A 25008-nucleotide genomic window follows, 5' to 3' on the forward strand; every position below is an offset into this window, starting at 1 on the left:
CTTTCATGGACGAGACAAAGTATTAGTGATACTTGGTCTTTTTTTACCCCAAAAATATAAAAGTGAATTATAGCAATCATATTATGTCATTGCATTATTGCCTGATAATTGCTATCACAACCTCTGTCCGATCACCTACATATGGAATACAAGTGCCTGGCCAGCTGCATTGAAATGTTATATTAGAATAACTATAAGGAATAAAAAACAGTAGTATCTAAGGAGTGTTATTCAGCAGGTTAATTGACGGAGCGGAAATTTCTTTTCTACCTGATAGGATATAGAGGAAGGACCCACCAAGCCAAATATTGTAGATGTATTTGGGACAAGGTGTCTGTCCCCGTGTCCCTTTAGCATAGTTAAACAAAGTCCTTCATATATTAAAATGGATTTATCCTTTTCTTCCCTTGTCCAGTATGTCTTCAACATATTCCTTTAAATCATCATTATGTTTATGAAACATAGGATACAACTCCTTTAAAGCCTTTAGTTATTGAATATCATGTACGTGAAAAGAGGTTCTTATACATGAAAATAGAAATTGAAATGAAGGATGAAACGTATGAAAAGATAAAAAATGTGGTCGACTGGATTAATTTAGATAATTCGATTCGCGGAAAAAGTGATACCCCAGAAGCCAAGATAGAGGATTTTATAAAAGGCGCAACCATTTCGAAATTAATGGATGTAGAAACATTGGCCCCTTTATTAAATTCTGTGGGAATGGAAAGTTTAGAAATAAAAAATCGGTTTAAAGACATTGCTAAGGAAAAGAAAATGAAACAAGTTGATATTTGTAATAAAACGGGACTTAAAAAGGCGAATCTTAGTTTGATCTTTAATAATGAAAAAACGTTAAGAGCGGACACATTTTTTGCTATTTGGCTGATATTAGGTTGTCCACCTATTCATGAGTGTTTATATATTGAAAAAGCCGAATGAAATTATAGATATTTTTAGACAAAACGAGTGAAAAACTCGTTTTTTTTTTATTTTTTGGAATAGTACAAGTCACTACCGCCATACGTTTAACTAAACTAAATAAAATAAGGTGAAAGTTTCTAATGGTTAAACTTCAAGTCGGGCTTTTATTGTAGAAACAAATCTTTTTCAACAAATGATAATTTTATCCGTCAGCCCCAATAAAAAGGAAGGGATCCATCCAGGACTAGAAGGAAAGCAGAACCCATCACTATATTCCTTTTAGAATGAAAGGGGGTGTTGCCAATGACAGTATACGAGACAGTATATCTGATGGTTTCTTTCGGAATGCTAATCGTATCCATCCTGTCATTTCACAATAAAAAATAACCACCCTAAGCCTGGTCAGCTAATTGTAGGTGGTTATCTTATCACTTGAATAAGTGATTCGGCCCCTTAAAGGGCTATCGCGCTTTTCCCGTTAGTGTATCCGCACTAGCGGTCATTTACATAGTATGTGGTAGTTCCTTCTTTTATGAACGGGGACACAGGCACCTTGGCCGAGAAGGTTGTACACAGCTCCCACCGCTTTAATTTGGTAAAGAAAGCGAATGCGCCAACCCCCATAGCCATCGAAATACCACCCATTTGGTAATGGTTTCTTGTCAGTTCTATTAAACCAAATGGGTGGTATCCTTTTTTGAACCATTATATAATTTAAATATCAGTTTGGATTCTTAGTATCCCTTGACCTATCCCGCTATCTCACTTATTCAAATAAGCCCAAGCATATTGTGCGTATAATTCCGCACCAGTTTTAAGTGCATCCTCATCGATATTGAATCTTCCGTGATGGTGTGCCCATTCTGTATCTTTTTCTGGATTTCCACTACCGACTAATGCAAAGCTTCCGGGTGCTTGATCTAGGAAGAAACTAAAATCTTCTGCCCCCATGGTAGGCTGTTGGTCATAGACGGCGTCTTCACCAAAGGCTTCTTGTGCAATCTGCTGAACGAGGTGGGCACTGTTTGTTTCATTAATTACTGCATCGGTTCCTCTTGTATATGTTACTTTAGCTTTTGCTCCATAAAGACTCGCAACTGTATTCGCATAGTGCTCTAACTCTCTTTCTACATGATCTCTCGTTTTACTATCAAAGGTACGAACGGTACCTTCAATGAGCGCATTTTCTGCAATCACATTAAATCTTGTCCCGACAATCATTTTCCCAATCGTAAGCACTGCTGGCTCAAGCGGATCAATGGTTCTAGATACGACCGATTGCACATTCATGACGAAGGAAGAAGCAACGACTGCTGCATCAATCGTATCTTGTGGTATTGCGCCATGACCTCCTCTACCTGTAAACTCTATTTTGAAAATATCTGCTGCAGCGAATGCTGGACCTGGATTACACACGATCTTATTTGTTGGGGTTTGTGACCAAATATGAATACCGAATACATTATCAACCCCGTCCATTGCACCTTGTTTAACCATCTCTTTGGCACCTTGTGCTACTTCTTCAGCCGGTTGGAATATAAGCCTGACAGTTCCAGGAATTTCATCTTTCACTTGATGTAAGGCCTTTGCCGCAAATAGAAGCATGGAAGTGTGGGCATCATGTCCACACGCATGCATTTTCCCTTCGAATTTAGAAGTGTAGGCCAAATCTTTATTTATTTCCTGAACAAATAATGCGTCCATATCGCCGCGAAGTGCAACCGTTCCACCTGGTTTAGCCCCTTTAATTTCTGCAATTACGCCGGTAGGATTTGTTCTTCGATAGGCGATACCTAGTTGATCTAATTGTTCACAAATAAATGCAGTCGTATTTTCTTCTTCCCAAGATAGTTCTGGTTCACTGTGTAATTTTCTGCGTGTAGCGATTAATTCTTCTTCATGTTCGGTAATATATGCTTTGATTGCTTCGTTGATCATCCAATTTCCGCCTCCGTTAATTTTTTTGCTGTTTCAAATAATATGTCTACCCCTTGAGCTAAATGTTCTAGATCAGACCATTCCTCTGGACAATGGCTTAATCCGTCTTTACTTGGTATAAAGATAAGCCCGGCTTCTGTGAAATCTGAAAAGATCATTGCATCATGACCAGCACCGCTTTGCATCGGAATATAAGAAATCCCTAGTTTTTCAGTGGATTCTTTAAATGAAGAACGGACCTCTTTACTTAATTCTTTCGGTTGCATATATAAATGCTGGTGGATGGAAGTATGAATCCCATTTTTTTGATGAGATGCAATGAGTGTTTTTGCTTTTTGCATCACCCGCCTGATCGATGCTTCTTCACCAGAGCGAAGATCAATCGTAAAGACTACTTTTTGTGGAATAACATTCGCGCCATTTGGATATACGGCAAACTTACCAGTTGTAATGACTGTACCATTCGATTCATCTTGTACTAGATTTGGCAATTCGGAAACAAGGCTTGACGCTGTAATTAATGCATCTGACCGGCGATCCATTGGTGTTGTACCAGCATGTCCTGCTTTTCCTTCTACTGTCACTTCGAGCTGTGTCAATCCGACAATAGTATCGACAACACCGATTGAAATATTTTCTTCTTCTAAAATCGGACCTTGTTCAATGTGTAATTCTAAAAATGCTTTCATCGTTTTTTGTTCACGATGTTTAGGGAGTGTTGGATCGAGTCCCGCCTGTTGCATTGCTTCAGTAACAGAGATTCCATCCTTATCACGAATCGTATGGAAATCCTCCTCATCAATCAATCCATTCATCCCACGGGAACCCATTAAACCTTCACCAAAACGAGAACCTTCCTCCTCGATCATTGCGATCACTTCTAATGGATATGCCGGTTTGATTTGCTGTTCCTGGAATAAAGCTGCAACTTCAAGCCCTGCGATCACACCCGCTGGCCCGTCAAAATTGCCGCCATGTGGGACGCTGTCAAAATGAGAACCAACCAGAACGCTAGGAGCATTTTCGATCGTGCCTTCCAACTTTCCAAAAATATTACCAAGACCATCTTCTCTTACTGTTAAACCATATTGTTCCATCTTTTCTTTAATATACGTACGCGTTTTCACGTCTTCGGGACTATAGGAATATCGTGTCATTCCTTCATTTGGTGTTGCGGTAAACTTACTAAATGTTTTAAAATGATGCTTGATTCTCTCTTTATTTGCCAACTCCATCACGTCTCCTCCATATTAAAAAGCTTATAGCCGGGCTTAGAAAATGGAAAAAATCGAGTAAGTGTACTTACCCGATTCATCCCTAAATCCGCAGAGCAGATCTTAATTCTAATCTATCCTTACTGCAAGAATGTGACAAAGGTTCCTGCAAGGATAACAGATACAATGGTTACCGTAATAAATCCACCGACTAACATTGGTGGCAGCATATGACTTAGCAGTGCTGCTCTCTCTTTTTCATCACTTGTCATCGATTCTACCACTTCATTCGTAATAATATAATCGGCTGGGAATCCATATAATGCTGTTAGGGATACAGCATATGCCATTTCTTTACTAACTTTTAAGACCTTGCCCATAATCCAGGAGAAAATATACATTCCGATCATACCTATCACAATCGTACCTATTAATAAACTTAGAATTTCAAGCAACATACTTGGGGTAGCATCTTTTAATCCATCAAAAATAAATAGCAGTAAAACCAATATCGTAAAGCCAAATCCATTTGCTTTTTCAAGAACGCGCGGTTCTAAAAAGCCAATACTTGCAGCAATAACACCAAATAGTAAACAAAGCACGTATGGATGAATCGTTACGATTGGTTCCACTAACACGGAAGCGAGATAGGCCAAATAGGCAACGACGGATAATCTAAAGAACTTAAAGAAATTAGTGTTGTATTTTTCAGGTAATTTTTCAAATAGTTTTAGCTTACGTTCCTCAGCAGCTTCAGGCTCCACGGCCCCCGCTTCAACTGTTATTTCGCCATTACGAAATTTCTGCAGGTAATTTTTCCCTTCTCTTTTTAACATGATTGAAGTTAAAGGGTAACCAACGAACCCTTGCACAACATAAATGACGATAGCAAAAACAGATAAACTGGTAAGTCCTGCTACCTGAGCCCCCTCAGACATAATGAGTGCCGATACAATACCACCTACCAAAGGAGGAACGGCGACAATCATTGCTTCAAAACCAAATATCATGGTTCCAATAGTAAGTAATAATACAGCTGCCCCAGAAATACCGGCCAGTGCAATTAAAATGGTTTTCCATTGTTTTTTTAATTCTTTCAATGAAAGCATGGTACCCATATTTGTAATGAGCAAGAAAATCGCCATCGTCACCACTACAGGTGGAATACCAGCAATTTCCACAATATCTCTTGGGAAGAACGTCCAATACCCAATGATGAAAAGAACTGCACTAACAAATACGGATGGTATCCAAGCTTTCGTACGTATGGACACTGCATCTCCTATAAATAAAATAGCAGTTAATAATACTAGAGCTAACATCTGAGACATTTATCATACCTTCTTTCTACAAAATTCGACATTTTTCTAAAAACATAAGGATTATTATAAACAGTTTCCTTACAGAATTCAATGACAATTTAAGGGACATGGGTAAGGGACTAGGGGACAGGCACCGCGTCCCGAAATAATTCCGTGGATGAGACTGTGTTAGAGTACTTAATTTATACTATGTATTTGTATTATGGCTTTATAATTGCTTTCATAACCTGTCCGATTACGTGAAGGGACATGGGGACAGGCACTTTGTCCCAGATTAATTCATGATAGAGATGAAGTGTTAGTGATAAAAGGGGTGAAAGGTGCTTCTCGACAGCTATTAGGAATATATAAAGGATGTTATTCAGCGGGTTAAATGACGGAGGGGGATGCCTTTCTTCCTGATAGGAGGGAGGGAAGATTACTATTGTAGACGCTTTAGGGACAAGGTGCCTGTCCCCCTGTCCTACATAACCATAAATTGGATTAAAATATAAGCAATAGCGATCAGAATCACAATTAGTAAAACGAGTGAACCCCATATGACGAAGAAATAGGAAGATTGAAAGTTTTGCGCTTGGATTTGTTTTCGCTTCCTTAAATATTGAACAGCCGCAGTTATAATCAGACCAATACCAAACACGCCGGATAGGATACTAATCAGAACCGCCAGAAGATCACTTACCCGATGACTTTGCCCGATGGTTAAATGATAACTGATGGTTAAAAAACCAATTCCTATGATTGCTAATGCTGTCCGTATCCAAGCTAAATACGTGCGCTCATTAGCCAAGTGCTGCTGGGCAACTCTCAGTTGATTTTCTTCTTTTTCCTTATTCCAAATTTTACCTGCCATAGATTCCAAACCACCTAAATAAGAAGTTATTTCATACAAACAAAATCATCAATATGTATCTTTATCCGTTACACAGCGAAATCCGGTATTTCCTGTTGAACTGTCTGGTGTATTGGATGACCTTGCTGCGACCCGGTAACGATTACAGTATGAATCATGACAAAGATATGATCCTCCGCGAATCACCCTGCTCATTCCGAGTTTCGGACCCTTTGGATTATCATTGCTGCCTTTTTGGTCAGGCTGGTCAGTAAACCAGTCCATACACCACTCCCATACATTTCCGGCTGTATTATAAAGTCCGTACCTATTCGGAGGAAATGACTTTGCTGGAGCTGTACCGAGATAGCCGTCTTCTGCCGTATTCATTATTGGGAAATCACCTTGCCAAATATTGCAAACATGTTTCCCTTCCGGCATGAATTCATCTCCCCACGGGTAGCGCTTTTGTTCCAAACCACCACGGGCAGCATATTCCCATTCCGCTTCAGTTGGAAGCCGTTTGCCTGCCCATTTACAGTATGCAGCTGCATCATTCCATGACACATGTACAACCGGATGATCCATTCTGTCTTCAATCGACGAATCCGGGCCTTCCGGGTGATTCCATGCTGCCCCTTCCACAACGACCCACCATGGAGTTCCAGCGACAGTCTGGGTCACAAGCTGCATCGCTGTTTCCGATAAAAATAAATGAAATACAAATGACCAGCCAAATTTTTCAGCATCTGTGACATAGCCTGTATCCTTGATAAACGTTTTAAATTCTGCATTTGTTACTGCATATGTATCCAAATAAAAGGAATCGACAGTCACATCGCGAATTGGCCCTTCGCCATCTGCCGGAAAACCGTCCAGGTCCTCGGTACCCATTTTAAACGTTCCGCCCGGGATAAAAATCATTTTAGCTCTTTCTATCTTTTTCGCTGCTTGCGTAATTTCTGTAACCTCTGATTGATTTGAGTTATTTATCTGCAGGCGACTGGCACTGCAACATGATTTCTTTACCATTTACCGTCGCTCCCATTCTTTTCCCTTCTATTTTTCCCGATAAACAAATGGAATAATCCTATTTTTTACTTTTACCTAATCAAGATGCAACGGTAACAGGAAATTGCATTGTTCAGCAACAGAACGGGTAAACTTATTAGATAGATTAATTTTCGCAAACAATCATGAGGAGGACAAAGATGGCGAATAAAAAACCGAACGTCGTAATCATTTTTGCTGATGACTTAGGATATGGAGATGTTTCCTGTTTTAATCCGGAGTCCAAAATTAAAACAAAAAACATGGATAAATTAGCTGAAGTTGGAATGCGTTTTACAGATACACATGCCACTTCGGCCTTATGTACCCCGTCCCGGTACGGATTGCTAACGGGGCGTTATAATTGGCGTTCCAGCTTGAAGAGCTATGTCGTGCCAGGGGATTCCATGCTATTAATTGAAGAAAACCGCAAGACGATTGCCCATTTACTAAAAGATAACGGCTATAATACCGCTGCTATCGGAAAATGGCACTTAGGCTTGAAATGGCAGCTGAAGGATCACTTTGATTATGAAAAATTTGGGTTGAATCCAGATGAGATTCCTGGGAAAGAAACACGATTTGGCCGCGATGGTATTTTTGATATTTCGGTAGGGAGAATGGACTTTGAAGGGTTGGATATTGATTATTCCAAACCTATCACATTTGGTCCAAATCAATTGGGATTTGACTATTTTTATGGAACACCCGCATCGCTTGACCAGCCACCATTTGTCTATATTGAAAATGACCGTGTGGTAGAGGAGGCGACAGAAGTAACTGGAACAGCAATGCTTGACCGAACGGGAGTAACCGACCAGACAGAATGGCAAAATGGCGTTGCCGCACCGAACTTTGTGCACAGAGAAGTTCCGGATAATATGCAGAAAAAAGCATTAGAGGTTATCGATAGATTTACAGAAGACGACAAGCCATTTTTCTTATATTATCCAAACCACTTGGTGCATGGTCCACTGATACCTAATGAGCAATTCGAAGGGAAATCAGGCATTGGCCCATACGGCGACTTCGTACTTCAGCTGGATCATTATGTTGGTGAAATAGTCGATAAACTGAAGGAAAAAGGTATTTTCGAGGATACTATTTTTATTCTTTCCAGTGATAACGGGGCATCAGGCGTAGCTGATTTCGAAGGGTTAAAGAAACATGGACATAACCCAAGCTATATTTTCAAAGGAATCAAAGGAGATATTTGGGAAGGTGGACACCGGGAACCAACGATTATTTCCTACCCACCAATGATACAAGGGGGAACAGCCTCCAACCATATGATCAGTCAGTCTGACATCTATCGCAGTATTGCAGAAATCATCGGTGCAAAAATTACCGACGATACAGCAGAGGACTCCATTTCCAATATTCCATTATGGCAAGGAAAGAATGAATCTGTACGCGAAGATATTGTCCATTCTTCCGCCAATGGAGGATTTTCAATTCGCCGGGGCGACTGGAAGCTGGAACTTGTCTACAATGGGGGCGGATTAGCAGACTCCCGTAAAGGGGCAGAAGGTCAAATGTTTCAACCTGCAGAATTATATGATTTGAAAGAAGACATAAGTGAAACGAATAATCTCATTCATGAGCACCCAGAGCTTGTGAAAAGCCTCAAAGAGTCATTGAAAGAATACATTGTTAAAGGCCGATCCACTCCAGGGGAGCCACAGGAAAACAACCGGAATAACCCATCAGGAGAATGGCCGCAGATTAGATGGATGGACGGATATGAGGAGTATATTGCGAGGTTTAAGTATGATTGATGCGGGACATGGGTGCGGTATGGGACATGGGGACAGGCACCGTGTCCCGGAATATCTCTATGGCTGAAGTGGCGCAATCCCGGGCCGTAGTTGTGCCATACAGCATTGAAGTAGCGCAGTCCCGGCCTGGATTTGTGCAATGCAGCATTGAAGTAGCGCAGTCCCGGCCCAAAGTTGTGCAATACAGCATTGAAGTAGCGCGATCCCGGCCCGTAGTTGTGCAATACAGCATTGAAGTAGCGCAGTCCCGGCCCAAAGTGGTGCAAAACAGCATTGAAGTAGCGCAGTCCCGGGCCGGAGTTGTGCAAAACAGCATTGAAGTAGCGCAGTCCCGGCCCGGAGTTGTGCAATACAGCATTGAAGTAGCGCAGTCCCAGCCCGGAGTGGTGCAATACAGCATTGAAGTAGCGCAGTCCCGGCCTGGAGTTGTGCAAAACAGCATTGAAGTAGCGCAGTCCCGACCCGTAGTTGTGCAATACAGCATTGAAGTTGCACAGGCCCGGCCCGGAGTTGTGCAATACAGCTAGGACACTTGGTCTTTTCTACCCACTATGAGTTAATCGCCTTCACACAGCTTATTGGTGAAATTATTTAAAATATTTGATATTATTAAATAATCCAGTAAGACAAGGAGCAAAACGAATGAAGGATAAATTACAATTACGACCACTTGAGAAAGAAGACTTGGAATTCGTTTATAAAATGAGAACGAATCCTGATGTGATGGATTATTGGTTTGAGGAACCTTATACAACGATGGAAAAACTAATGAAATCTTATGAGGCCGGACAAGACAGTGACACACAGAGACAATTCATTCTTTATCATTACAAAGAAAAAGTTGGTTATCTTGGCCTTTTCGGTATTGATAACCGTCACCGAAATGCAGAATTCGCGATCATGATTGCTCCTTCCCAACAAGGTAAAGGTTATGCGACCGATGCAACAAGACTGATTGTCGAGTATGGATTCAATCAATTGAATTTGCACAAATTATTCTTGTATGTTGTTAAACACAATGAAAAGGCAGTTCATATTTATCAAAAAGTCGGATTCCAAATAGAAGGAGAGCTGAAAAAGCATTTCTTTGTGGATGGCGACTATCATAACGCGTTGTTTATGAGTTTGTTTCGGGAGGATTATGTGATTGAGTAATAAAAGAGGGGCTGGTCAAAAAATGATATTGGATCATTCCTCGGTATTTTTATCTCTCGAAATCTCATTAAATCATAATTTCGATGCTTTTTATTAATTTCCTCATTGCACCAGTTACATTAAGGACATTCCCTCTCATATTATAAAAACCGTTTTCTTTCTTCCCGTAAAGGTAACGTACAGCTTTCTTTTTTGCCAAACCATTTATATCTATTGTTAGCTATAAGTTCATAAAAGAAGTCTCGGATCTTTTTTGGAATGACAAGGAGGATATATGGTATCTTCCATGCTCCTTTCAAATTTTTGCAGATTCGAAGGGCTGCCGATGATTTAAAATAGTAAGTGTCATCTTCAATAAGAACCATACTGTCTATGTCCTCTGGAATATGATGCTTATTAAATAATTCCATTCCGATATCACTTTGTAACGAAGCGAATTTAAAGTGGCCTTTTGGGTCTCTTTTGATGATGAATTGAACACTTTTGTCACAAAAATTACAATCTCCATCAAATAAAATGATTCTTTCCATTCCAATCCCACCTTTCTATTAGTATACCATCTCCATTATAACTTCTCTTTTTTTCAGTACTATTATATGTTAGATAATTTGGATAGGCTTAAGTAAAAACCAGCCTGTATCATAATCTAATCTAAGATACAGGCTTTCCATTTTAATATATTTTTTATTAGAGCGTTTGGATAAGACACTATATTAGCTTACGATGGTAGGATCAACAATATCCTTTCTTCGGTAGACGTTCAGAATAAGGCCTAAGATTGCAGAGTAAACGAGCAACATGCTTCCTCCATAACTAATAAACGGCAGGGGTACTACCATGGTTGGGGCCATGCCAACCCCCATTAGAATGTTCCAGCAGGTGGGAATAATAAATAATGCAGCCCCTCCGATTGCTAATAATCTGCCGAATAAATCCTTTGTTTTAAACGCATTTAACGAAATCCGCAAAATAAATACAAACAGTAGGATACAAAGGATAATTCCGAAAGCCCAGCCTAGAGAATAGACGAGAAATGGGAATACAAAATCTGTATGTGCCTCAGGAAGCTTTAGATCATTGTAAAGTCCCTTGCCGAACCACCCGGCCTGTAAAAGGATATCCTTCACTAGAATATATATATATCCTGCTCCATTTGGGTCCGTATCTGGATTTGCAAATGCCATAAGTCTATCAAAGAAATTGCTATTACGGGAGTTAAGAAGCATCGCACTAATAAAACTGATACCTATCAGCAAATTACCCATGGCTACTTTAATGGCTAATTTTTTATGAACATGTGAAAAAACATACATCGTTACTACGCATAAAAAGTAAATGATCGTAAACATAAATTGTGGAAGCATGATGTAGAGAAGGACTGGTGTCCAAAACAGGAAAAATAGCATTCCTTGTTTTTTCCATCCCTTAAACGCATTCATTTTGGCAAAAATCCCAGCCCACGCTATGAAAAATAAAAATAAGGATATGGCTGTAACATCAATCGTCATACCTCCAAAAGAGACCCATCTTTTTGCTCCGTTAACCTCAATGCCAGCTAAATGAGCTATAAAAAATAGGATGATGCCACCTCCATAAAAATACATCCACAAATTTTTTAATTTCCTGTAATCAAAGAAAAGAAAACCTACTAGAACAAGAATAGCAAGGATGATCCAGACGACTTGTCTTCCTAGAAAAGAGAAATTAGGTATGGAAACACCGCCAACCAGTGGAAGGAAACTAATACCTATAAGGATGACAAATAAAATAATAAGGAGCCAATCCATTTTCGGTTTATGAAGATGGTTTAAGTTTTTACCAATGGTAAAGGGATTTCCCATTTCCTGCAATGCCTTTTCATCTGCATCCTCTTTAGATAATCCTCTCTTCTGGAAGGATTGGCTTAATTCTACCATATGATGACTAAGCTCTTTTTTGATCATACCGTGAGCTTCCTTGGATTTCACTTTAGAGATCACTTTACTTAAATACTCCTCAAATGTAGAAGAACTCATAAAGAAGCCTCCTCGATTAAGTTTTTTAGCAATGCACTTTGTTGAGGTCCTCTATGTTTGCAAGCAACGACATATTTCTTTCCTTTCGTAGTTAGGGAGTAGTATTTCCTATCATCGCTCCACGTTGAAGTAAGGATTTTCTTATTTTCAAGTAGATGTAAAAGCGTATAAAGCTGGCCTTCATTGCTTTCGAAACTACGTTCATTTTTTCGGAAAAGTTGGGTGGAAATATCATATCCATGCTTTGATGCATCTTGCAGCGAATCTAATATACTAATTAGGGTCTCTTCTTTCCAAGAATGGAGCTCGGGATGAGATTGTTTGCTTCGAATTGTTTCTTTTACTGCGTTTTTTCTCTCCTCGGAAAAGGAAAAACCTTCAAAGTCTTTTTTCATCGAATGCTTCAGGTTATCGAATGGATCGTCCATGGTTATACCTCCTTTTTCATCTGGTTCTTTAATAATTCCCTGGCACGTTTTAATCTCGTTTTTATTGTATTAATATTTACAGCTGTAATCCTGCTTATAGTTGCTAAAGAAAGCTCCTCATAGTAATGCAAAAAAACAACTTCCCTGTACTTTACTGGTAAGTTCATAACAGCATTCGTTAAACTGTTTGCAATATTTTTAGAGATGAATTCCTCATCAATCATTTTTGATTTGGACGGAATATAATCAGAAATTCTTTCACTAACAATTATTTTGCGATAATGCCAACTACGCAAGTAATCTTTACAATGATTAATAGCAATTCGATAAACCCACGTTTTTATGGATGATTGATGATTAAACTGATCTAGTTTTTCATAGCACTTAATAAATATCTCTTGCGTTAAATCCTCTGCTGTCGTTTGGTTTCTTACGTAAGTAAAGACAAGATGCAGGACATCATCGCTATAGTCATCCATTAATTGGCCAATAATTTGTTCCGTATTTTCTATATTAGTAACATTTATTGTTATTTCCCCCTGTTCAGCCATCTAAGTTTCACCTCTTTCTACATATTAGACGAAGCAAGCATCATGGTGGTTTGAAAAAATTAAAAATCATTAGATATTTCTTTGCGTATGCAGGAATATCCTGAAAAGGCTGGCCCTTGTCCTTTCTTTGGATTCTTGCCGAATTATGGTCGATTGAAATCTATGGGAATCCGACATTTTCTGTTATTATAAGATGTGAATCAGATAGGTTTGTCTTGTTATCATAAAAAGGAGGTACGAACTATGTCAAAATTGACGATGGTTGCAAAACTGCTGAACAATCGCAAAGTGAAAAAAGCGATTATAGAAAAAGGTGTACCGATGATCAAGAAGGAAATTGAAAAGAGGAAGAATAGATCGAAGTAAGGCGATTGCATGTTGTTGCGGTTGTCTTTTTTACCTATGCATTATGCCTCATGATTGCTTGCACAACCCCCTGTTCCTTCAGCTTACTGGTGAAATTATATAAAAAATCCAGTAAGTTGTATAAGCTTCCTCAAACCAATCATCCATCACATCAGGGTTCGTTCCCACATAAATTTCCCGAAACAAACTCATAAATAACGCGTTAGCATAGCTTCCATCCACAAAGAAAAGCTTTCTATTATAAGAACTGTTTACTTTCTTCTGGTGAAGGTAACCTACAATTTTTCATTTGTTCCAATCGGATTTATATCTATTTTTCCCTATAAGTTCATAAAGGAAGTCACGGATGGTTTTTGGGATAACTAGGAAGACATAAGGCATCCTCCAACTCCTAAAAAGGATAAGGATGACTTCGTATTCTTCATTGACATTAAATGTAGCATGTAATAACCTATATATGAACATATGGTCATATATTAGCATATACATATTGTAAAGGAGTAAAAATGATGAGTGAAGAACAGAAACATGAAAAGATGTCTAATGAAGAAATGCAGGACTTGGATGAGGAGACGTTATTTGTTGTCTCGCAAACGTTCAAAGCATTGAGCGACCCAACTAGAATTCGCATTTTGAATTTATTATGTACAGGTGAGCATTCCGTCAATGACATTGCGGAGACATTAAATTTAGGCCAATCGAGTGTCTCCCATCAATTACGTTTTTTAAAAAATTTAAGATTAGTTAAATATAGAAGAGCAGGGACAACGATGTATTATTCGGAAGATGACGAACACATCATGAATTTATTAAAGCAGGCTATTGAGCATGCTTCACATCATTAATTTAGGGGGATTCTAAAATGGGACATGATCATGGACATGACCATACACATGGCGCAAATAAAAAGACGCTAATGATCAGTTTTATTATTATTACAGCTTATATGATTATAGAAGCAATTGGAGGGTTTATGACCAACAGTCTTGCGTTATTATCTGATGCAGGACATATGTTAAGTGATGCCATATCACTTGGGATTGCATTATTGGCTTTTACACTTGGGGCAAAGGCCGCCAATCATAGTAAAACATTTGGGTATAAGCGATTTGAGATATTAGCAGCGGTTCTTAACGGGATAACACTTATTTTAGTTGCATTATACATTTTTTACGAAGCAATTGGGCGTTTTCAAAATCCTCCTGAAGTAGCTTCAACTGGAATGTTAATCATTGCTTCAATCGGTTTATTAGTCAATATTATTGTTGCGTGGATTATGATGCGTGGTGGGGATGTGGAAGAGAACTTGAATATGCGTGGAGCATACTTGCATGTCATTAGCGATATGCTTGGTTCCGTGGGTGCCATTATTGCTGCACTACTTATCATATTCTTCGGATGGGGCTTTGCAGATCCACTTGCAAGCGTTATTGTTGCGGCACTCGTATTACGCAGCGGCTACTATGTTACAAAATCTGGGCTTCATATCCTGATGGAAGGGACACCACAAAATGTAGATGTGGACAGTGTGATTCAAACAATTAAAAATGTAAATGGTATTCAAAACGTTCACGACTTGCACATTTGGTCAATTACAAGTGGGTTAAATGCACTTTCCTGCCATGCAGTTGTAGCTGATCAAGTGTCCATTGCAGAAAGTGAACAATTGCTTCGTCAAATCGAACATGATCTTGGACACGAAAACATTCACCATATGACGATTCAATTGGAAACGTCTGCTCATCTCCATGATGATTCCATTTTGTGTAATGTGGAAGCAGAACCATCTGGACACCATCATCACCATCACTGATGAAGGAACACGGGGACAGGCACCGCGTCCCGAAATATCTTCTTGACTTCGACTGCGTGTAATTATTAAGCAGCTAATTGGCTGGTGTGGATGCGGTGTTGAACCGGGTTCATTCCCGCCAATTTTTGCTTTTGGGACAAGGTGCCTGTCCCGATGTTATAAAGTAAAGATAGCTTTATATCAAAAATATATTATAATAGAAGTATGACGTACGATAAGGAGATAACACATGTCCAACGAAAAAAAGCTTAGTACGAGAGAAATAGTACAGCAGCAGCTGGAACGAAAAAAACAAGCACAAGCAAATAATAAAAATACCAAAAATGGCTATGGTTCAGCAAAGCATATGCAAAGCCAACTCGCAAAGAAAACGAGTACTACTCGCCGTAAAATGGGAAGTTAATGACTGATAGGGACGCGGGGACAGACACCGCGTCCCAAAATATTTCCATAGCTAAGACCAAGTGTTAGATACACTTGGTCTTTTTTTACCCAAAAAACACAAAAGTGAACGGTGGGACCCGGGACAGGCACCACATCCCAAAATTATCTCTCTACCTATATAATATAAAAGTAATAGTTACCAAGCCAATTGGTATAGATATATCTGGGACAAGGTGCCTGTCCCCATGTCCCTACCTACCTATGTCCCTAATTTGAATTATGCAAACAATCCTACTTGCGAATAAATTAAGTCTTGACTGGATGGTTATAATGGGTTAGTTTATATAAATAGAATTTAATAGTACATATCTCTTATCAAGAGTAGCTGAGGGACAGGCCCTATAAAAGCTCGGCAACCTTTTATGTTAAAGCATAGAAAGGTGCTAATTCCTGCAAAACGTTAATGTTTTGAAAGATGAGAGAGGACTTCTGTAATGATTACAATCCTCTCTTTCTTTTTAAAGAGAGGCTATTTTATTTATATAAAACTATACAACAGGAGGAAACAAAATGAAGAATTTAGGAATTATTTTATCGATTATTTTATTAGCTGGAGTACTTGTTGCTTGTGGTGATGATGATTCTACTAGCACACTTAATGAGGATAAGATAGTGGTTGGTGTTACTGCTGGCCCACATGAACAAATTGTAGAAGTTGCTGCTGAGGTTGCTGCTGAAAACGGGCTTGAAGTTGAGGTAAAAGTATTCTCTGACTATGTCTTACCAAATACTGCTTTATCTGAGGGAGATTTGGATTTAAACAGCTATCAGCATGGACCATTCTTAGATCAATTTAATGAAGACCATGGTACAGATTTAGTTCCTGTTGGTAATACGATTCTTAACCCAATGGGTGTTTATTCAGAAACATACGAAAGCATAGACGATCTACCTGATGGAGCAACTTTCGGTCTGCCAAATGATCCAACAAACGGTGGACGCGCACTATTTATTTTAGAAGAAGCAGGTATGATTACATTGGAAGAAGGCAAGGAAGAGACTGCTTCCATCTATGATGTTGTAGATAATCCGAAGAACTTAGAATTTATTGAACTAGATGCTGCACAAATTCCACATCAACTTAGTGAAGTTGACGCAGCAGCAATTAATACGAATTTTGCTTTAGGAGCGGGAATTAACCCGAAAGAGGATTCTATTTTATTAGAATCAACCAACTCTCCATATGTAAACTTTATCGTCGTACGTGCTGAAAATGAAAATGACCCCGTCGTTGAAAAATTCGTTCAAGCATATCAATCCGATAAAGTAAAAGCATTTATTGAAGAAGAGTTTCAAGGTTCTGTTATACCAAGCTGGGATGAATAAGTAAACAAAGAATGTTGCGACAATTGGAGCAACATTCTTTTTCAGGAAGGAATGTAGGTTAAATGATCAAATTAGAAGGCATCACGAAAACATTCCCATCTAAGAATGGGAATGTAACAGCTGTAAATAATGTTAACCTTCATGTGAAAAAGGGAGAAATCCACGGTGTTATTGGCTATAGTGGTGCAGGGAAAAGTACATTAATTAGACTTGTCAATTTACTAGAAAAACCGACAAGTGGAAGCGTGTCGATTAAGGGAACTGAATTGACATCACTAACACCAGAAAAGCTACGCCAGACCCGACAAAAGATGGGCATGATTTTTCAACACTTTAACCTAATGAAAACGGCAACCGTTTATGACAATATTGCAACTCCGTTAAAGCTTCTCGGTTATGATAAACATGAAGTGAAAAAACGTGTTGAAAAGTATCTAAAGATTGTTGATTTATTCGAAAAGCAAAAAAGCTATCCCTCCGAACTATCTGGTGGGCAAAAGCAACGGGTAGCAATTGCTAGAGCATTATCGCAAGAACCAGAGATTCTGCTAAGCGACGAAGCAACAAGTGCGCTCGATCCGGAAACAACAAATTCAATCCTCGACCTACTCTTGAAAATTAATGAAGAGCTCGGGATAACAATTTTACTTATTACTCATGAAATGAATGTTATACAGAAAATTTGTGATTACGTGTACGTGCTTGAAAATGGTGAAATCATCGAAGAAAGCTCAAGTATAGAATTGTTCACAAATCCTCGTAAACAAACGACGAAGAAATTTTTAGATACCATTTCCCAACGTAAATTATCAGCATCACTGATTTCCCAATTAAAGCTCAATGGTACGGTAACAAGACTTACATTTATTGGCGAAAACACAGGCCAACCATTGCTTGCTCAAGTAAGTCAGAAATTTGGCGTAGAACCAAATATTCTAACTGCAAATATTATGGAGTTGAAAAATGGCATCGTTGGAAACTTAGTCATTCACCTCGTTGGTGAAGCAGAACAAATTAATGCGTCCTTACAATTCCTGAACAATCAAGGTGTGACAACAGTAGAAGTGGAGGGTGAGTAAAATGGAAGCATTTATTCAAGATTGGTTACCTATTATCGGACAATCCGTCATCGAAACATTCCAGATGGTAATTATTTCACTGTTTTTCGCGATATTAATTGGTGTCCCATTAGGAATTCTCATCGTCCTTACACGCCCCGGTCAAGCGATGGCAAATAAAGTGGTCTACCAGCTGCTCAATTTATTCATAAATATTGTCCGCTCGATTCCATTTATTATTCTATTGTTCTTTATTTTACCATTCACCAAGTTTTTAGTTGGAACAACGATTGGAGTCCAGGGCGTTATCGTTCCACTCGTTATTTATACAGCACCATATATTGCTAGATTACTAGAAACCTCCTTACTAGAGGTGGATAGTGGAGTAATTGAAGCTTATAAAGCAATGGGGATTAAAACAAGACAAATTATTTGGAATGTGATGCTTAGAGAGGCACGTCCATCCATTATTTTAGGTTTAACCATTGCAACTGTCAGCCTAATCGGTGCTACTGCAATGGCAGGCCTCGTTGGAGCAGGTGGACTCGGAGATCTTGCATATCGTTTCGGACATTTACGATATGAAGTGGATGTTATGTACGCTACTGTATTTATTCTAATTGTACTCGTTCAAGGAATTCAATCCCTTGGCAACAGACTCGCTGCACGTTTAAAAAAGGATTAATAATCTATATTCAAAAAGGCGGATGAAAAGGACTGCATCAGTCTTTTTCACCGGCCCTTTTGAACAACCTTTAATTGGAGGTATTAAAACATATGTCTAAACAACTTTATATTGAACGGGATGGTGCGATTGCATCCATCATCATTAACCGTCCTGAAAAAAAGAACTGTTTCTCACTTGCTATGTTTCAAAGATTAGAAGAATTACTGGATGAACTCAAAAAGGATAACTCTATCAAGCTCCTTATTGTTCGTGGTGTAGATGAAACTTCTTTCTCTGCAGGGGCAGACATAACGGAGTTTCTCGAAGTGCGATTACATGCAGAAAAGGCAAAAGCTTATAACGATTTTGCACTCGGAGCAATCGAAAAGCTATACCGTTTTCCTCGTCCGACCATTGCGATGATCCAAACACTGGCAATCGGTGGTGGCCTTGAGCTAGCAAATTCTTGTGACTTTCGATTTGCTACGACAGGTAGTAAATTAGGTATCACTTCTGCAAACATCGGCATTGTTTATAATCTATCAAGTACGAAACGACTATATAACTTAATCGGAGCTTCTAAGGCAAAGGAATTACTATATACAGCAAAGCTAATTACCGCAGAAGAAGGGCAAGACATTGGCTTAATTGATTATGTATGTACACCGGAGGAAATTGAGGGGGAAGTAAACACATTGGCTCAGCGTATACTTAAGAAATCTCCGGTAGCTAACTCCGGGATTAAACAAGTCATTCAATCGATTGTCGATGGAGATAATGAAGAAACCGATGCTATTTCAAACGTCATTCTGGAATCATATAGCTCTGACGATTATATGGAAGGTATCCAAGCTTTCATAGAGAAAAGAAAGCCGAAATTCTTATAAAGGGGTGAACCGTGATGACATCAATAAAGAAAAGTGATTCATTTATCGATCGTCTCGTTTCATCTGAGTCATTCCCTTTTAGTGCAGAGGAATTAGAAGCAGCAGCCAAAGAAAAGATATCTACTGAAGCATTCGGTTATACCCGTTCGGGAGCTGGTGGTGAGGAAACATTAAGAAAGAACATCACTTCTTTTGAAAAATACGCTATCGTTCCAAAATATTTAAACGATGTGTCTGTTGCGGATACAAGCATAGAATTATTTGGCCATACATATGCACATCCGTTTCTACTCGCGCCTGTTGGAATGCTGAAAATCACGCACGAGGATGCTGAAATTGCTGTCTCAAAGGCAGCTGCAACATACGATGTGCCATTTATTCAAAGCACGGTGTCCAGCTACTCCATCGAGGAAGTAGCTGCAGCTTCTGGCAAAAGTCCAAAGTGGTTTCAACTCTACTGGTCCAATAATGAAAACATATCGTACAGTATGGTAAAAAGAGCGGAAGAAGCAGGTTATGAAGCGATTGTCTTAACGATAGATACTTTTATGTTTGGTTGGCGAGAAGAAGATATGCGAAATCGCTTCTCCCCGCTAAGAGAAGGTTATGGAAAGGCAAATTATATTACGGATAATGTCTTTTTATCTACCCTAGCACATGATGATCATGAGTCGGTTATTCAAGAGATATTGCAAAATATTTACCATCCCACGCTTAATTGGAAGCATGTAGCTGAGCTGAAAAAGCGAACATCCCTACCAATTTTATTAAAGGGAGTCTTACATCCAGCAGATGCTAGAGTTGCAATGGAAAGTGGTGTCGATGGAATTATCGTTTCCAATCATGGTGGTCGTCAGCTGGATGGGGTTATTTCCAGTATTGATGCGCTCTCAAGCATTGCAGAAGAAGTTGGCGGAGCAATTCCTGTCTTGCTTGATAGCGGAATTCGCCGCGGAGCAGATGTCGTGAAAGCACTCGCCTTAGGTGCAGATGCTGTATTATATGGAAGACCATATGTATATGGGCTAGCAATTGATGGACAAACTGGTGTAGAAAAAGTACTATCAAATTTTATTCAAGAAACAAAGATTTCCCTCGCACTTTCTGGTGCATCCAGTGTGAAGGCAGCTCGAAATATACAAGTGGTAAAGCAATAATTTTACACAACAGGTATTTGACAAAATTTAGTTAAGGAGTGTACATCATGGAACAGGCATTAAAAGGCATGAAAGTAGTTGATTTATCTCAGGTTTTAGCAGGACCATACTGCACAATGGTCTTAGGTGATATGGGTGCAGATGTTATTAAAATAGAGAAATATCCAATCGGCGATGACACAAGGTCAATGGGGCCATATATCGATGAAGAAAGCTATATGTACATGATGGTTAACCGAAATAAAAGAGGCATGTGTCTCAATTTGAAAAATGAAGCAGGTTTAAATGTTTTATATGACCTCATCAAAGATGCCGATGTCTTTGTAGAAAACTATCGACCAGGTACAACGAAAAAGCTTGGCATTGATTATGACACGTTAAAAGAAATCAATCCTAACCTTATCTATTGTTCCATCTCTGGCTACGGCCAAACCGGACCATATCATAAAAAGGGCGGATTTGATATTATGGCTCAAGGCCTTTCTGGTATGATCGATATGACTGGTGATAAAGAAGGTAAACCTGCCAAAGTTGGAATTGCTATTCATGATATTGCTGCAGCAGAAACCGCCATTCAATCGATACTCACTGCCTACATCCATCGCCTTAAAGGTGGAAAAGGGCAATACATTGACATTTCACTCGTCGACTCTGGGCTAGCATGGACAGTTTGGGAGGCCGCTGCATACTTCGGTGAAGGTGAAGTTGCAAGTCGTAACGGAACGGCACACCGGGTCTCTGCGCCATATCAAGGTTTTAAAACGAAAGATGGCTTTATCCTAATCGGAGCAGGGAACCAGAAGCTATGGGAAAATTTATGTCGCTATGTTCTTAAGAAGCCGGAATGGATCCAGGAGCAACGCTTTTTAACAAACAGCATACGGGCAAAAAACGTGGCAGAGCTTGAAGCAGAAATGGAGCAAGTACTGACAATCGAATCAAGTAATTACTGGCTTGACCTATTAGATACACACGGTATTCCATCTGGTCCAATCTTATCCTATGATCAAACGTTAAATAACGAACAGATTAAATCGCGTAACATGATCTTAGATTACGAACATCCCGTTGGCGGTTCCATGAAGACGCTCGGATTCCCTGCTAAATTTTCCGAAACACCTGGAAGACTAGCAAAGCCTGCACCACTTCTCGGACAGCATAACAAAGAAGTCTTAACAGAACTCGGATACACAACTGAAACGATTGAACAACTAGTTGATGACGCAATACTAAGGTAGGGACAAGGGGACAGGCACCTGTGGTGCACCCCAAAAGTTGGAGTTAGAATCTAACTTTTGGGGTGTTTATTGTGGTCAAAAAATATAGTGATAGTTTAAAGCTAAAGGTAGTAAGAGATTACCAAGAAGGATATCTAGGATTTAGACGTGTAGCCAAGAAACATGGTATACAGTCAAAATCCCAAGTTGAAAGATGGGTAAAATTATATGAGAAGTTTGGTGAGGAAGGAATAATAAGTAAGAAAAATAAAGAAACTTATTCTGTTCATTTTAAGCTGGATGTATTAAGCTTTATAAAGAGAACAGGTTCTTCAGAGACGGAAGCAGCCCTTCATTTTGGGCTGAAACACCCCACGCTGATAGCTTCATGGAAGAAAGCTTTTCGTGAGGGTGGTGCTGAAGCCCTGGACAGATCGAAAGGACGGTCTCCCATGTCTGATACATCTAAGAATAGAAAAAACAAGCAAATAGAAGGAAAAAACATGACAGACAAACAAAAATTAGAAAGAGAAAACGAGCTTCTTCGTTTAGAGGTAGAATACTTAAAAAAGTTGCGAGCTTTTCAGATGGATCCGGAAGGTTATCTCGAAAAGCACAGGCAGCGTTATCACTCGAACTCAAAGAAAAATTCCGATTAAAAGATGTTTTACACGTAGTCGGTATTCCTGAATCCTCTTACCATTATCATATAAAAATGATGAAGAAGGAAAACCCAGATCAGGTACTAGAAGAACTTATCCAATCAATTTATGATGAAAACGATAGAAATTATGGTTACCGTCGTATTTACCTAGCCTTGAGAAACAAAAAATATAAAGTGAATCATAAGAAGGTTCAACGAATCATGAAGAAATTAGGACTCCAAGGCAATAAGTTCTGGAGAAAAACACGCAAGTATAATTCTTACAAAGGTACCGTTGGAAAGGTTACAAAAAACCTTATTAATCGCCGATTTTATACAAATGTTTCCTATCAAAAATTAACAACAGATATCACAGAATTTAAGTGTGCTGGGGGAGCAAAGTTATATTTAAATCCAATTATGGATATGTTTAATGGTGAAATTCTTTCGTTTGGGATAAGTAAACGTCCAAATTTAGAACTTGTGATGGAACCCTTAAAGGAAGCTATAGAAATAGTAAAAGACTCAACGTACAGAACAACGATTCATTCGGATCAAGGATGGCATTATCAACATAAAAAGTGGGTAAAAACACTTAAAAAAAATAGAGTTTTTCAAAGTATGTCCAGAAAAGGAAACTGTTTAGATAATTCACCAATCGAGAACTTTTTTGGTTTACTAAAACAGGAGATGTATCATGGAGAGGCCTTGTGTTCTTTTGAAGTATTAAAAAACAAGATTGAGAGATATATAGATTATTTTAATAACAAACGTATCAAGCAAAAATTGGCGGGAATGAGCCCGGTTCAATACCGCATTCACACCAGCCAATTAGCTGCTTAATATAAACTCTAACTTTTGGGGGTCACATCAACCGCGTCCCAGAATATTTTTATGGTTTAGAGACTGAGTGTTAGATACACTTGGTCTTTTTTTTATGCCCGGCATGTCTCGGGACAGGTGCCCTTGTCCCTCTATTATTGTTTCAAGTTATCCACTTTTTTATTTAAATCGGTCAATGATTCATGAATTTTGAAGAATATAATTAATAGTTCACAATAAACACGTGTAATTAGCGGTCCAACAATAATAGTAATGAGTCCTAAGATTACGGCAAATCCACCGTCAAGCATGATAATTAATCCTGATAACACGGAAAATGCAACACCTATCCAAAATAAAACTTTAATGAGCGTGGGTGTTAACATTTTATCAAAACTGACAAATTCTTTAAACATGCAAGTCCCTCCCTTAAATATGAATATGTATAAATGCTTCTTTCAAAATATCTTTTGCAACGCTAAATTTTTGCTAGCCACCTTTCTATTTCGTTTCAATTATCATAACATTTTTTTGGGAATTAATGGTAGAAATTAACTATCCTATGCTACACAAAAACCCTAAACTTATGAGGGACACGGGGACAGGCACGCGTTCCGAAATACATCCTTGGATTTAGAATGAGAGGACAGACCTCCATCTTTCCCGATATTTGGTAAAATGGAAGTGGCTAAAAACAAAATTCGAGTTATTTTTCATGCTAATAAATAATAAGGGAGTGATTGAATGGCAAATATTAGTCCAAACAAGGTATTTAATTTTTACAATGAAGTCCCCCTATCAGATTCGGTGGAAAAATTTATATCGGAAAAAGAATCTGTGGAATTTTGTATAAAAACACTGCGGGACATAGCGGTTTTTACGGATAAAAGAATTTTAATTGCGGATAAACAGGGGATTACAGGCAAGAAGGTAGAGTATTATTCCATACCTTTTAAAAGTATCGTTACCTACTCAATTGAGACGGCAGGAAGACTGGATTTAGATTCAGAGATTAAACTGACGCTGTCTGGTGGCTTAACGATCGAATTAAAATTTATGAAGGACAAGAATATGAATGAACTGTTATTAAAAACGTATGATTTAATTAATGAATTTATTATTGAATAGTAGTGGAAGGCTTTAGATGACGGAAGAGGGACGCGTGGGGGAAGGACATAGGGACAGGCACCATGTCCCAAAATAGCTTCATGAAAAAGACTAAGTGTTAGATACACTTGGTCTTTTTTTACTTAAGAAATACAAAAATGAATATTATATTATTTCCTTATAATTACTTACATAATCTCTATCTATCAGGAATATCTAAAGAGTGTTATTCAACTGGTTAATTGGCGGAGGGTTTCTTTCCTTACTACCTGATATGATTTAGAGGGGCAGACC

The 25008-nt window shown here is 38.8% G+C and carries 28 protein-coding genes and 1 riboswitch; of the genes, 18 read left to right on the top strand and 10 right to left on the bottom strand.

The features are described 5' to 3' along the window. Positions 1-528 precede the first annotated feature (528 nt). Together BV906_RS13810 and BV906_RS20280 are read left to right on the top strand one after the other, a co-directional pair. Positions 529-942, top strand: a complete 414-nt coding sequence (locus BV906_RS13810) for a helix-turn-helix domain-containing protein (protein ID WP_087974223.1) — start codon at positions 529-531, stop codon at positions 940-942. Between the two features lie 285 nt (positions 943-1227). Beyond that, complete coding sequence (locus tag BV906_RS20280) at positions 1228-1311, top strand: putative holin-like toxin (RefSeq protein WP_425435198.1); 84 nt, start codon at positions 1228-1230, stop codon at positions 1309-1311. A gap of 375 nt (positions 1312-1686) precedes the next feature. Here BV906_RS20280 and BV906_RS13815 read toward each other — a convergent pair whose 3' ends face one another. The 5 genes from BV906_RS13815 to BV906_RS13835 all read right to left on the bottom strand — a co-directional run bounded on the left by BV906_RS13815 (position 1687) and on the right by BV906_RS13835 (position 7262). Beyond that, on the bottom strand, positions 1687-2862 hold the full coding sequence (locus BV906_RS13815) for an amidohydrolase (protein WP_087974224.1): 1176 nt from the start codon (positions 2860-2862) through the stop codon (positions 1687-1689). Continuing rightward, on the bottom strand, positions 2859-4097 hold the full coding sequence (locus BV906_RS13820; protein ID WP_087974225.1) for a Zn-dependent hydrolase: 1239 nt from the start codon (positions 4095-4097) through the stop codon (positions 2859-2861). Before BV906_RS13820 ends, BV906_RS13815 begins: the two co-directional genes overlap by 4 nt. 119 nt (positions 4098-4216) lie before the next feature. Further along, complete coding sequence (locus tag BV906_RS13825; RefSeq protein ID WP_087974226.1) at positions 4217-5407, bottom strand: hypothetical protein; 1191 nt, start codon at positions 5405-5407, stop codon at positions 4217-4219. Between the two features lie 454 nt (positions 5408-5861). Beyond that, positions 5862-6251 carry a YidH family protein gene (locus tag BV906_RS13830; RefSeq protein ID WP_087974227.1) on the bottom strand — a complete coding sequence of 130 codons (390 nt, stop codon included), beginning with the start codon at positions 6249-6251 and terminating at the stop codon, positions 5862-5864. Positions 6252-6299: 48 nt separating this feature from the next. Then, a complete protein-coding gene (locus tag BV906_RS13835) occupies positions 6300-7262 on the bottom strand; it encodes a formylglycine-generating enzyme family protein (protein ID WP_087974228.1) in 963 nt (320 codons plus the stop codon). 179 nt (positions 7263-7441) lie between these two features. Between BV906_RS13835 and BV906_RS13840 the strand changes: the two genes are divergently transcribed. The 3 genes from BV906_RS13840 to BV906_RS13850 all read left to right on the top strand — a co-directional run bounded on the left by BV906_RS13840 (position 7442) and on the right by BV906_RS13850 (position 10213). Further along, positions 7442-9058, top strand: coding sequence for a sulfatase family protein (locus BV906_RS13840; protein WP_087974229.1), 1617 nt, complete (start codon positions 7442-7444; stop codon positions 9056-9058). 59 nt (positions 9059-9117) lie between these two features. Further along, positions 9118-9585, top strand: coding sequence for a hypothetical protein (locus tag BV906_RS13845; protein ID WP_140322001.1), 468 nt, complete (start codon positions 9118-9120; stop codon positions 9583-9585). A 115-nt stretch (positions 9586-9700) separates the two neighbouring features. Continuing rightward, positions 9701-10213, top strand: a complete 513-nt coding sequence (locus tag BV906_RS13850) for a GNAT family N-acetyltransferase (protein WP_087974231.1) — start codon at positions 9701-9703, stop codon at positions 10211-10213. A 140-nt stretch (positions 10214-10353) separates the two neighbouring features. Here the strand turns inward: BV906_RS13850 and BV906_RS13855 are convergent, their stop codons facing one another. The 4 genes from BV906_RS13855 to BV906_RS13870 form a co-directional block, all read right to left on the bottom strand. Next, on the bottom strand, positions 10354-10743 hold the full coding sequence (locus BV906_RS13855) for a thiol-disulfide oxidoreductase DCC family protein (protein WP_087974232.1): 390 nt from the start codon (positions 10741-10743) through the stop codon (positions 10354-10356). 183 nt (positions 10744-10926) lie between these two features. Then, positions 10927-12228: an FtsW/RodA/SpoVE family cell cycle protein gene (locus BV906_RS13860; RefSeq protein ID WP_087974233.1), complete on the bottom strand. Its 1302-nt coding sequence runs from the start codon at positions 12226-12228 to the stop codon at positions 10927-10929. After that, positions 12225-12656: a PadR family transcriptional regulator gene (locus BV906_RS13865; protein ID WP_087974234.1), complete on the bottom strand. Its 432-nt coding sequence runs from the start codon at positions 12654-12656 to the stop codon at positions 12225-12227. The genes BV906_RS13860 and BV906_RS13865 overlap by 4 nt, the downstream gene beginning before the upstream one ends. A gap of 2 nt (positions 12657-12658) precedes the next feature. Continuing rightward, complete coding sequence (locus tag BV906_RS13870; protein WP_087974235.1) at positions 12659-13207, bottom strand: sigma-70 family RNA polymerase sigma factor; 549 nt, start codon at positions 13205-13207, stop codon at positions 12659-12661. 243 nt (positions 13208-13450) lie between these two features. Here BV906_RS13870 and BV906_RS20055 point away from each other — a divergent pair, with 243 nt between their 5' ends. From BV906_RS20055 to BV906_RS13920, 12 genes are all read left to right on the top strand, one after another. Further along, complete coding sequence (locus tag BV906_RS20055; RefSeq protein WP_281254144.1) at positions 13451-13573, top strand: hypothetical protein; 123 nt, start codon at positions 13451-13453, stop codon at positions 13571-13573. A gap of 509 nt (positions 13574-14082) precedes the next feature. Then, positions 14083-14418 carry an ArsR/SmtB family transcription factor gene (locus BV906_RS13875; protein ID WP_087974236.1) on the top strand — a complete coding sequence of 112 codons (336 nt, stop codon included), beginning with the start codon at positions 14083-14085 and terminating at the stop codon, positions 14416-14418. 17 nt (positions 14419-14435) lie between these two features. Next, positions 14436-15386 carry a cation diffusion facilitator family transporter gene (locus BV906_RS13880; RefSeq protein WP_087974237.1) on the top strand — a complete coding sequence of 317 codons (951 nt, stop codon included), beginning with the start codon at positions 14436-14438 and terminating at the stop codon, positions 15384-15386. 229 nt (positions 15387-15615) lie between these two features. Then, a complete protein-coding gene (locus BV906_RS19545; RefSeq protein ID WP_176330362.1) occupies positions 15616-15789 on the top strand; it encodes a hypothetical protein in 174 nt (57 codons plus the stop codon). Between the two features lie 350 nt (positions 15790-16139). Beyond that, a riboswitch (SAM riboswitch) is annotated at positions 16140-16252 on the top strand. Between the two features lie 88 nt (positions 16253-16340). After that, on the top strand, positions 16341-17156 hold the full coding sequence (locus tag BV906_RS13885; protein WP_087974238.1) for a MetQ/NlpA family ABC transporter substrate-binding protein: 816 nt from the start codon (positions 16341-16343) through the stop codon (positions 17154-17156). 62 nt (positions 17157-17218) lie between these two features. Then, entirely contained in the window at positions 17219-18235 is a 1017-nt protein-coding gene (locus tag BV906_RS13890; RefSeq protein ID WP_087974239.1) for a methionine ABC transporter ATP-binding protein, read from the top strand. Between the two features lies 1 nt (position 18236). Further along, the gene (locus BV906_RS13895; RefSeq protein WP_140322002.1) at positions 18237-18899 is read left to right on the top strand and encodes a methionine ABC transporter permease; all 663 of its coding nucleotides are present in this window, start codon (positions 18237-18239) and stop codon (positions 18897-18899) included. Between the two features lie 92 nt (positions 18900-18991). Beyond that, positions 18992-19768, top strand: coding sequence for an enoyl-CoA hydratase/isomerase family protein (locus tag BV906_RS13900; protein WP_087974241.1), 777 nt, complete (start codon positions 18992-18994; stop codon positions 19766-19768). A 14-nt stretch (positions 19769-19782) separates the two neighbouring features. Then, entirely contained in the window at positions 19783-20925 is a 1143-nt protein-coding gene (locus BV906_RS13905; RefSeq protein WP_087974242.1) for an alpha-hydroxy acid oxidase, read from the top strand. A gap of 47 nt (positions 20926-20972) precedes the next feature. Next, positions 20973-22163, top strand: a complete 1191-nt coding sequence (locus BV906_RS13910) for a CaiB/BaiF CoA transferase family protein (RefSeq protein ID WP_087974243.1) — start codon at positions 20973-20975, stop codon at positions 22161-22163. Positions 22164-22234: 71 nt separating this feature from the next. Next, complete coding sequence (locus BV906_RS13915; RefSeq protein ID WP_087974244.1) at positions 22235-22801, top strand: helix-turn-helix domain-containing protein; 567 nt, start codon at positions 22235-22237, stop codon at positions 22799-22801. After that, complete coding sequence (locus BV906_RS13920) at positions 22702-23628, top strand: IS3 family transposase (RefSeq protein WP_245844151.1); 927 nt, start codon at positions 22702-22704, stop codon at positions 23626-23628. The genes BV906_RS13915 and BV906_RS13920 overlap by 100 nt, the downstream gene beginning before the upstream one ends. 134 nt (positions 23629-23762) lie before the next feature. Here the strand turns inward: BV906_RS13920 and BV906_RS13925 are convergent, their stop codons facing one another. After that, a complete protein-coding gene (locus tag BV906_RS13925; RefSeq protein WP_087974246.1) occupies positions 23763-24023 on the bottom strand; it encodes a DUF4282 domain-containing protein in 261 nt (86 codons plus the stop codon). A 328-nt stretch (positions 24024-24351) separates the two neighbouring features. Here BV906_RS13925 and BV906_RS13930 point away from each other — a divergent pair, with 328 nt between their 5' ends. Next, on the top strand, positions 24352-24735 hold the full coding sequence (locus tag BV906_RS13930; protein WP_087974247.1) for a PH domain-containing protein: 384 nt from the start codon (positions 24352-24354) through the stop codon (positions 24733-24735). Positions 24736-25008 lie beyond the last annotated feature (273 nt).

Source organism: Oceanobacillus rekensis (genome assembly GCF_002153375.1).
GTDB lineage: Bacteria > Bacillota > Bacilli > Bacillales > Amphibacillaceae > Oceanobacillus > Oceanobacillus rekensis.

Coding starts and splice junctions, on each gene's coding strand:
- BV906_RS13810 (WP_087974223.1), top strand. CDS start 529: ATGAAAATAGAAATTGAAATGAAGGATGAAACGTATGAAAAGATAAAA.
- BV906_RS20280 (WP_425435198.1), top strand. CDS start 1,228: ATGACAGTATACGAGACAGTATATCTGATGGTTTCTTTCGGAATGCTA.
- BV906_RS13815 (WP_087974224.1), bottom strand. CDS start 2,862: ATGATCAACGAAGCAATCAAAGCATATATTACCGAACATGAAGAAGAA.
- BV906_RS13820 (WP_087974225.1), bottom strand. CDS start 4,097: ATGGAGTTGGCAAATAAAGAGAGAATCAAGCATCATTTTAAAACATTT.
- BV906_RS13825 (WP_087974226.1), bottom strand. CDS start 5,407: ATGTCTCAGATGTTAGCTCTAGTATTATTAACTGCTATTTTATTTATA.
- BV906_RS13830 (WP_087974227.1), bottom strand. CDS start 6,251: ATGGCAGGTAAAATTTGGAATAAGGAAAAAGAAGAAAATCAACTGAGA.
- BV906_RS13835 (WP_087974228.1), bottom strand. CDS start 7,262: ATGGTAAAGAAATCATGTTGCAGTGCCAGTCGCCTGCAGATAAATAAC.
- BV906_RS13840 (WP_087974229.1), top strand. CDS start 7,442: ATGGCGAATAAAAAACCGAACGTCGTAATCATTTTTGCTGATGACTTA.
- BV906_RS13845 (WP_140322001.1), top strand. CDS start 9,118: ATGGCTGAAGTGGCGCAATCCCGGGCCGTAGTTGTGCCATACAGCATT.
- BV906_RS13850 (WP_087974231.1), top strand. CDS start 9,701: ATGAAGGATAAATTACAATTACGACCACTTGAGAAAGAAGACTTGGAA.
- BV906_RS13855 (WP_087974232.1), bottom strand. CDS start 10,743: ATGGAAAGAATCATTTTATTTGATGGAGATTGTAATTTTTGTGACAAA.
- BV906_RS13860 (WP_087974233.1), bottom strand. CDS start 12,228: ATGAGTTCTTCTACATTTGAGGAGTATTTAAGTAAAGTGATCTCTAAA.
- BV906_RS13865 (WP_087974234.1), bottom strand. CDS start 12,656: ATGGACGATCCATTCGATAACCTGAAGCATTCGATGAAAAAAGACTTT.
- BV906_RS13870 (WP_087974235.1), bottom strand. CDS start 13,207: ATGGCTGAACAGGGGGAAATAACAATAAATGTTACTAATATAGAAAAT.
- BV906_RS20055 (WP_281254144.1), top strand. CDS start 13,451: ATGTCAAAATTGACGATGGTTGCAAAACTGCTGAACAATCGCAAAGTG.
- BV906_RS13875 (WP_087974236.1), top strand. CDS start 14,083: ATGAGTGAAGAACAGAAACATGAAAAGATGTCTAATGAAGAAATGCAG.
- BV906_RS13880 (WP_087974237.1), top strand. CDS start 14,436: ATGGGACATGATCATGGACATGACCATACACATGGCGCAAATAAAAAG.
- BV906_RS19545 (WP_176330362.1), top strand. CDS start 15,616: ATGTCCAACGAAAAAAAGCTTAGTACGAGAGAAATAGTACAGCAGCAG.
- BV906_RS13885 (WP_087974238.1), top strand. CDS start 16,341: ATGAAGAATTTAGGAATTATTTTATCGATTATTTTATTAGCTGGAGTA.
- BV906_RS13890 (WP_087974239.1), top strand. CDS start 17,219: ATGATCAAATTAGAAGGCATCACGAAAACATTCCCATCTAAGAATGGG.
- BV906_RS13895 (WP_140322002.1), top strand. CDS start 18,237: ATGGAAGCATTTATTCAAGATTGGTTACCTATTATCGGACAATCCGTC.
- BV906_RS13900 (WP_087974241.1), top strand. CDS start 18,992: ATGTCTAAACAACTTTATATTGAACGGGATGGTGCGATTGCATCCATC.
- BV906_RS13905 (WP_087974242.1), top strand. CDS start 19,783: ATGACATCAATAAAGAAAAGTGATTCATTTATCGATCGTCTCGTTTCA.
- BV906_RS13910 (WP_087974243.1), top strand. CDS start 20,973: ATGGAACAGGCATTAAAAGGCATGAAAGTAGTTGATTTATCTCAGGTT.
- BV906_RS13925 (WP_087974246.1), bottom strand. CDS start 24,023: ATGTTTAAAGAATTTGTCAGTTTTGATAAAATGTTAACACCCACGCTC.
- BV906_RS13930 (WP_087974247.1), top strand. CDS start 24,352: ATGGCAAATATTAGTCCAAACAAGGTATTTAATTTTTACAATGAAGTC.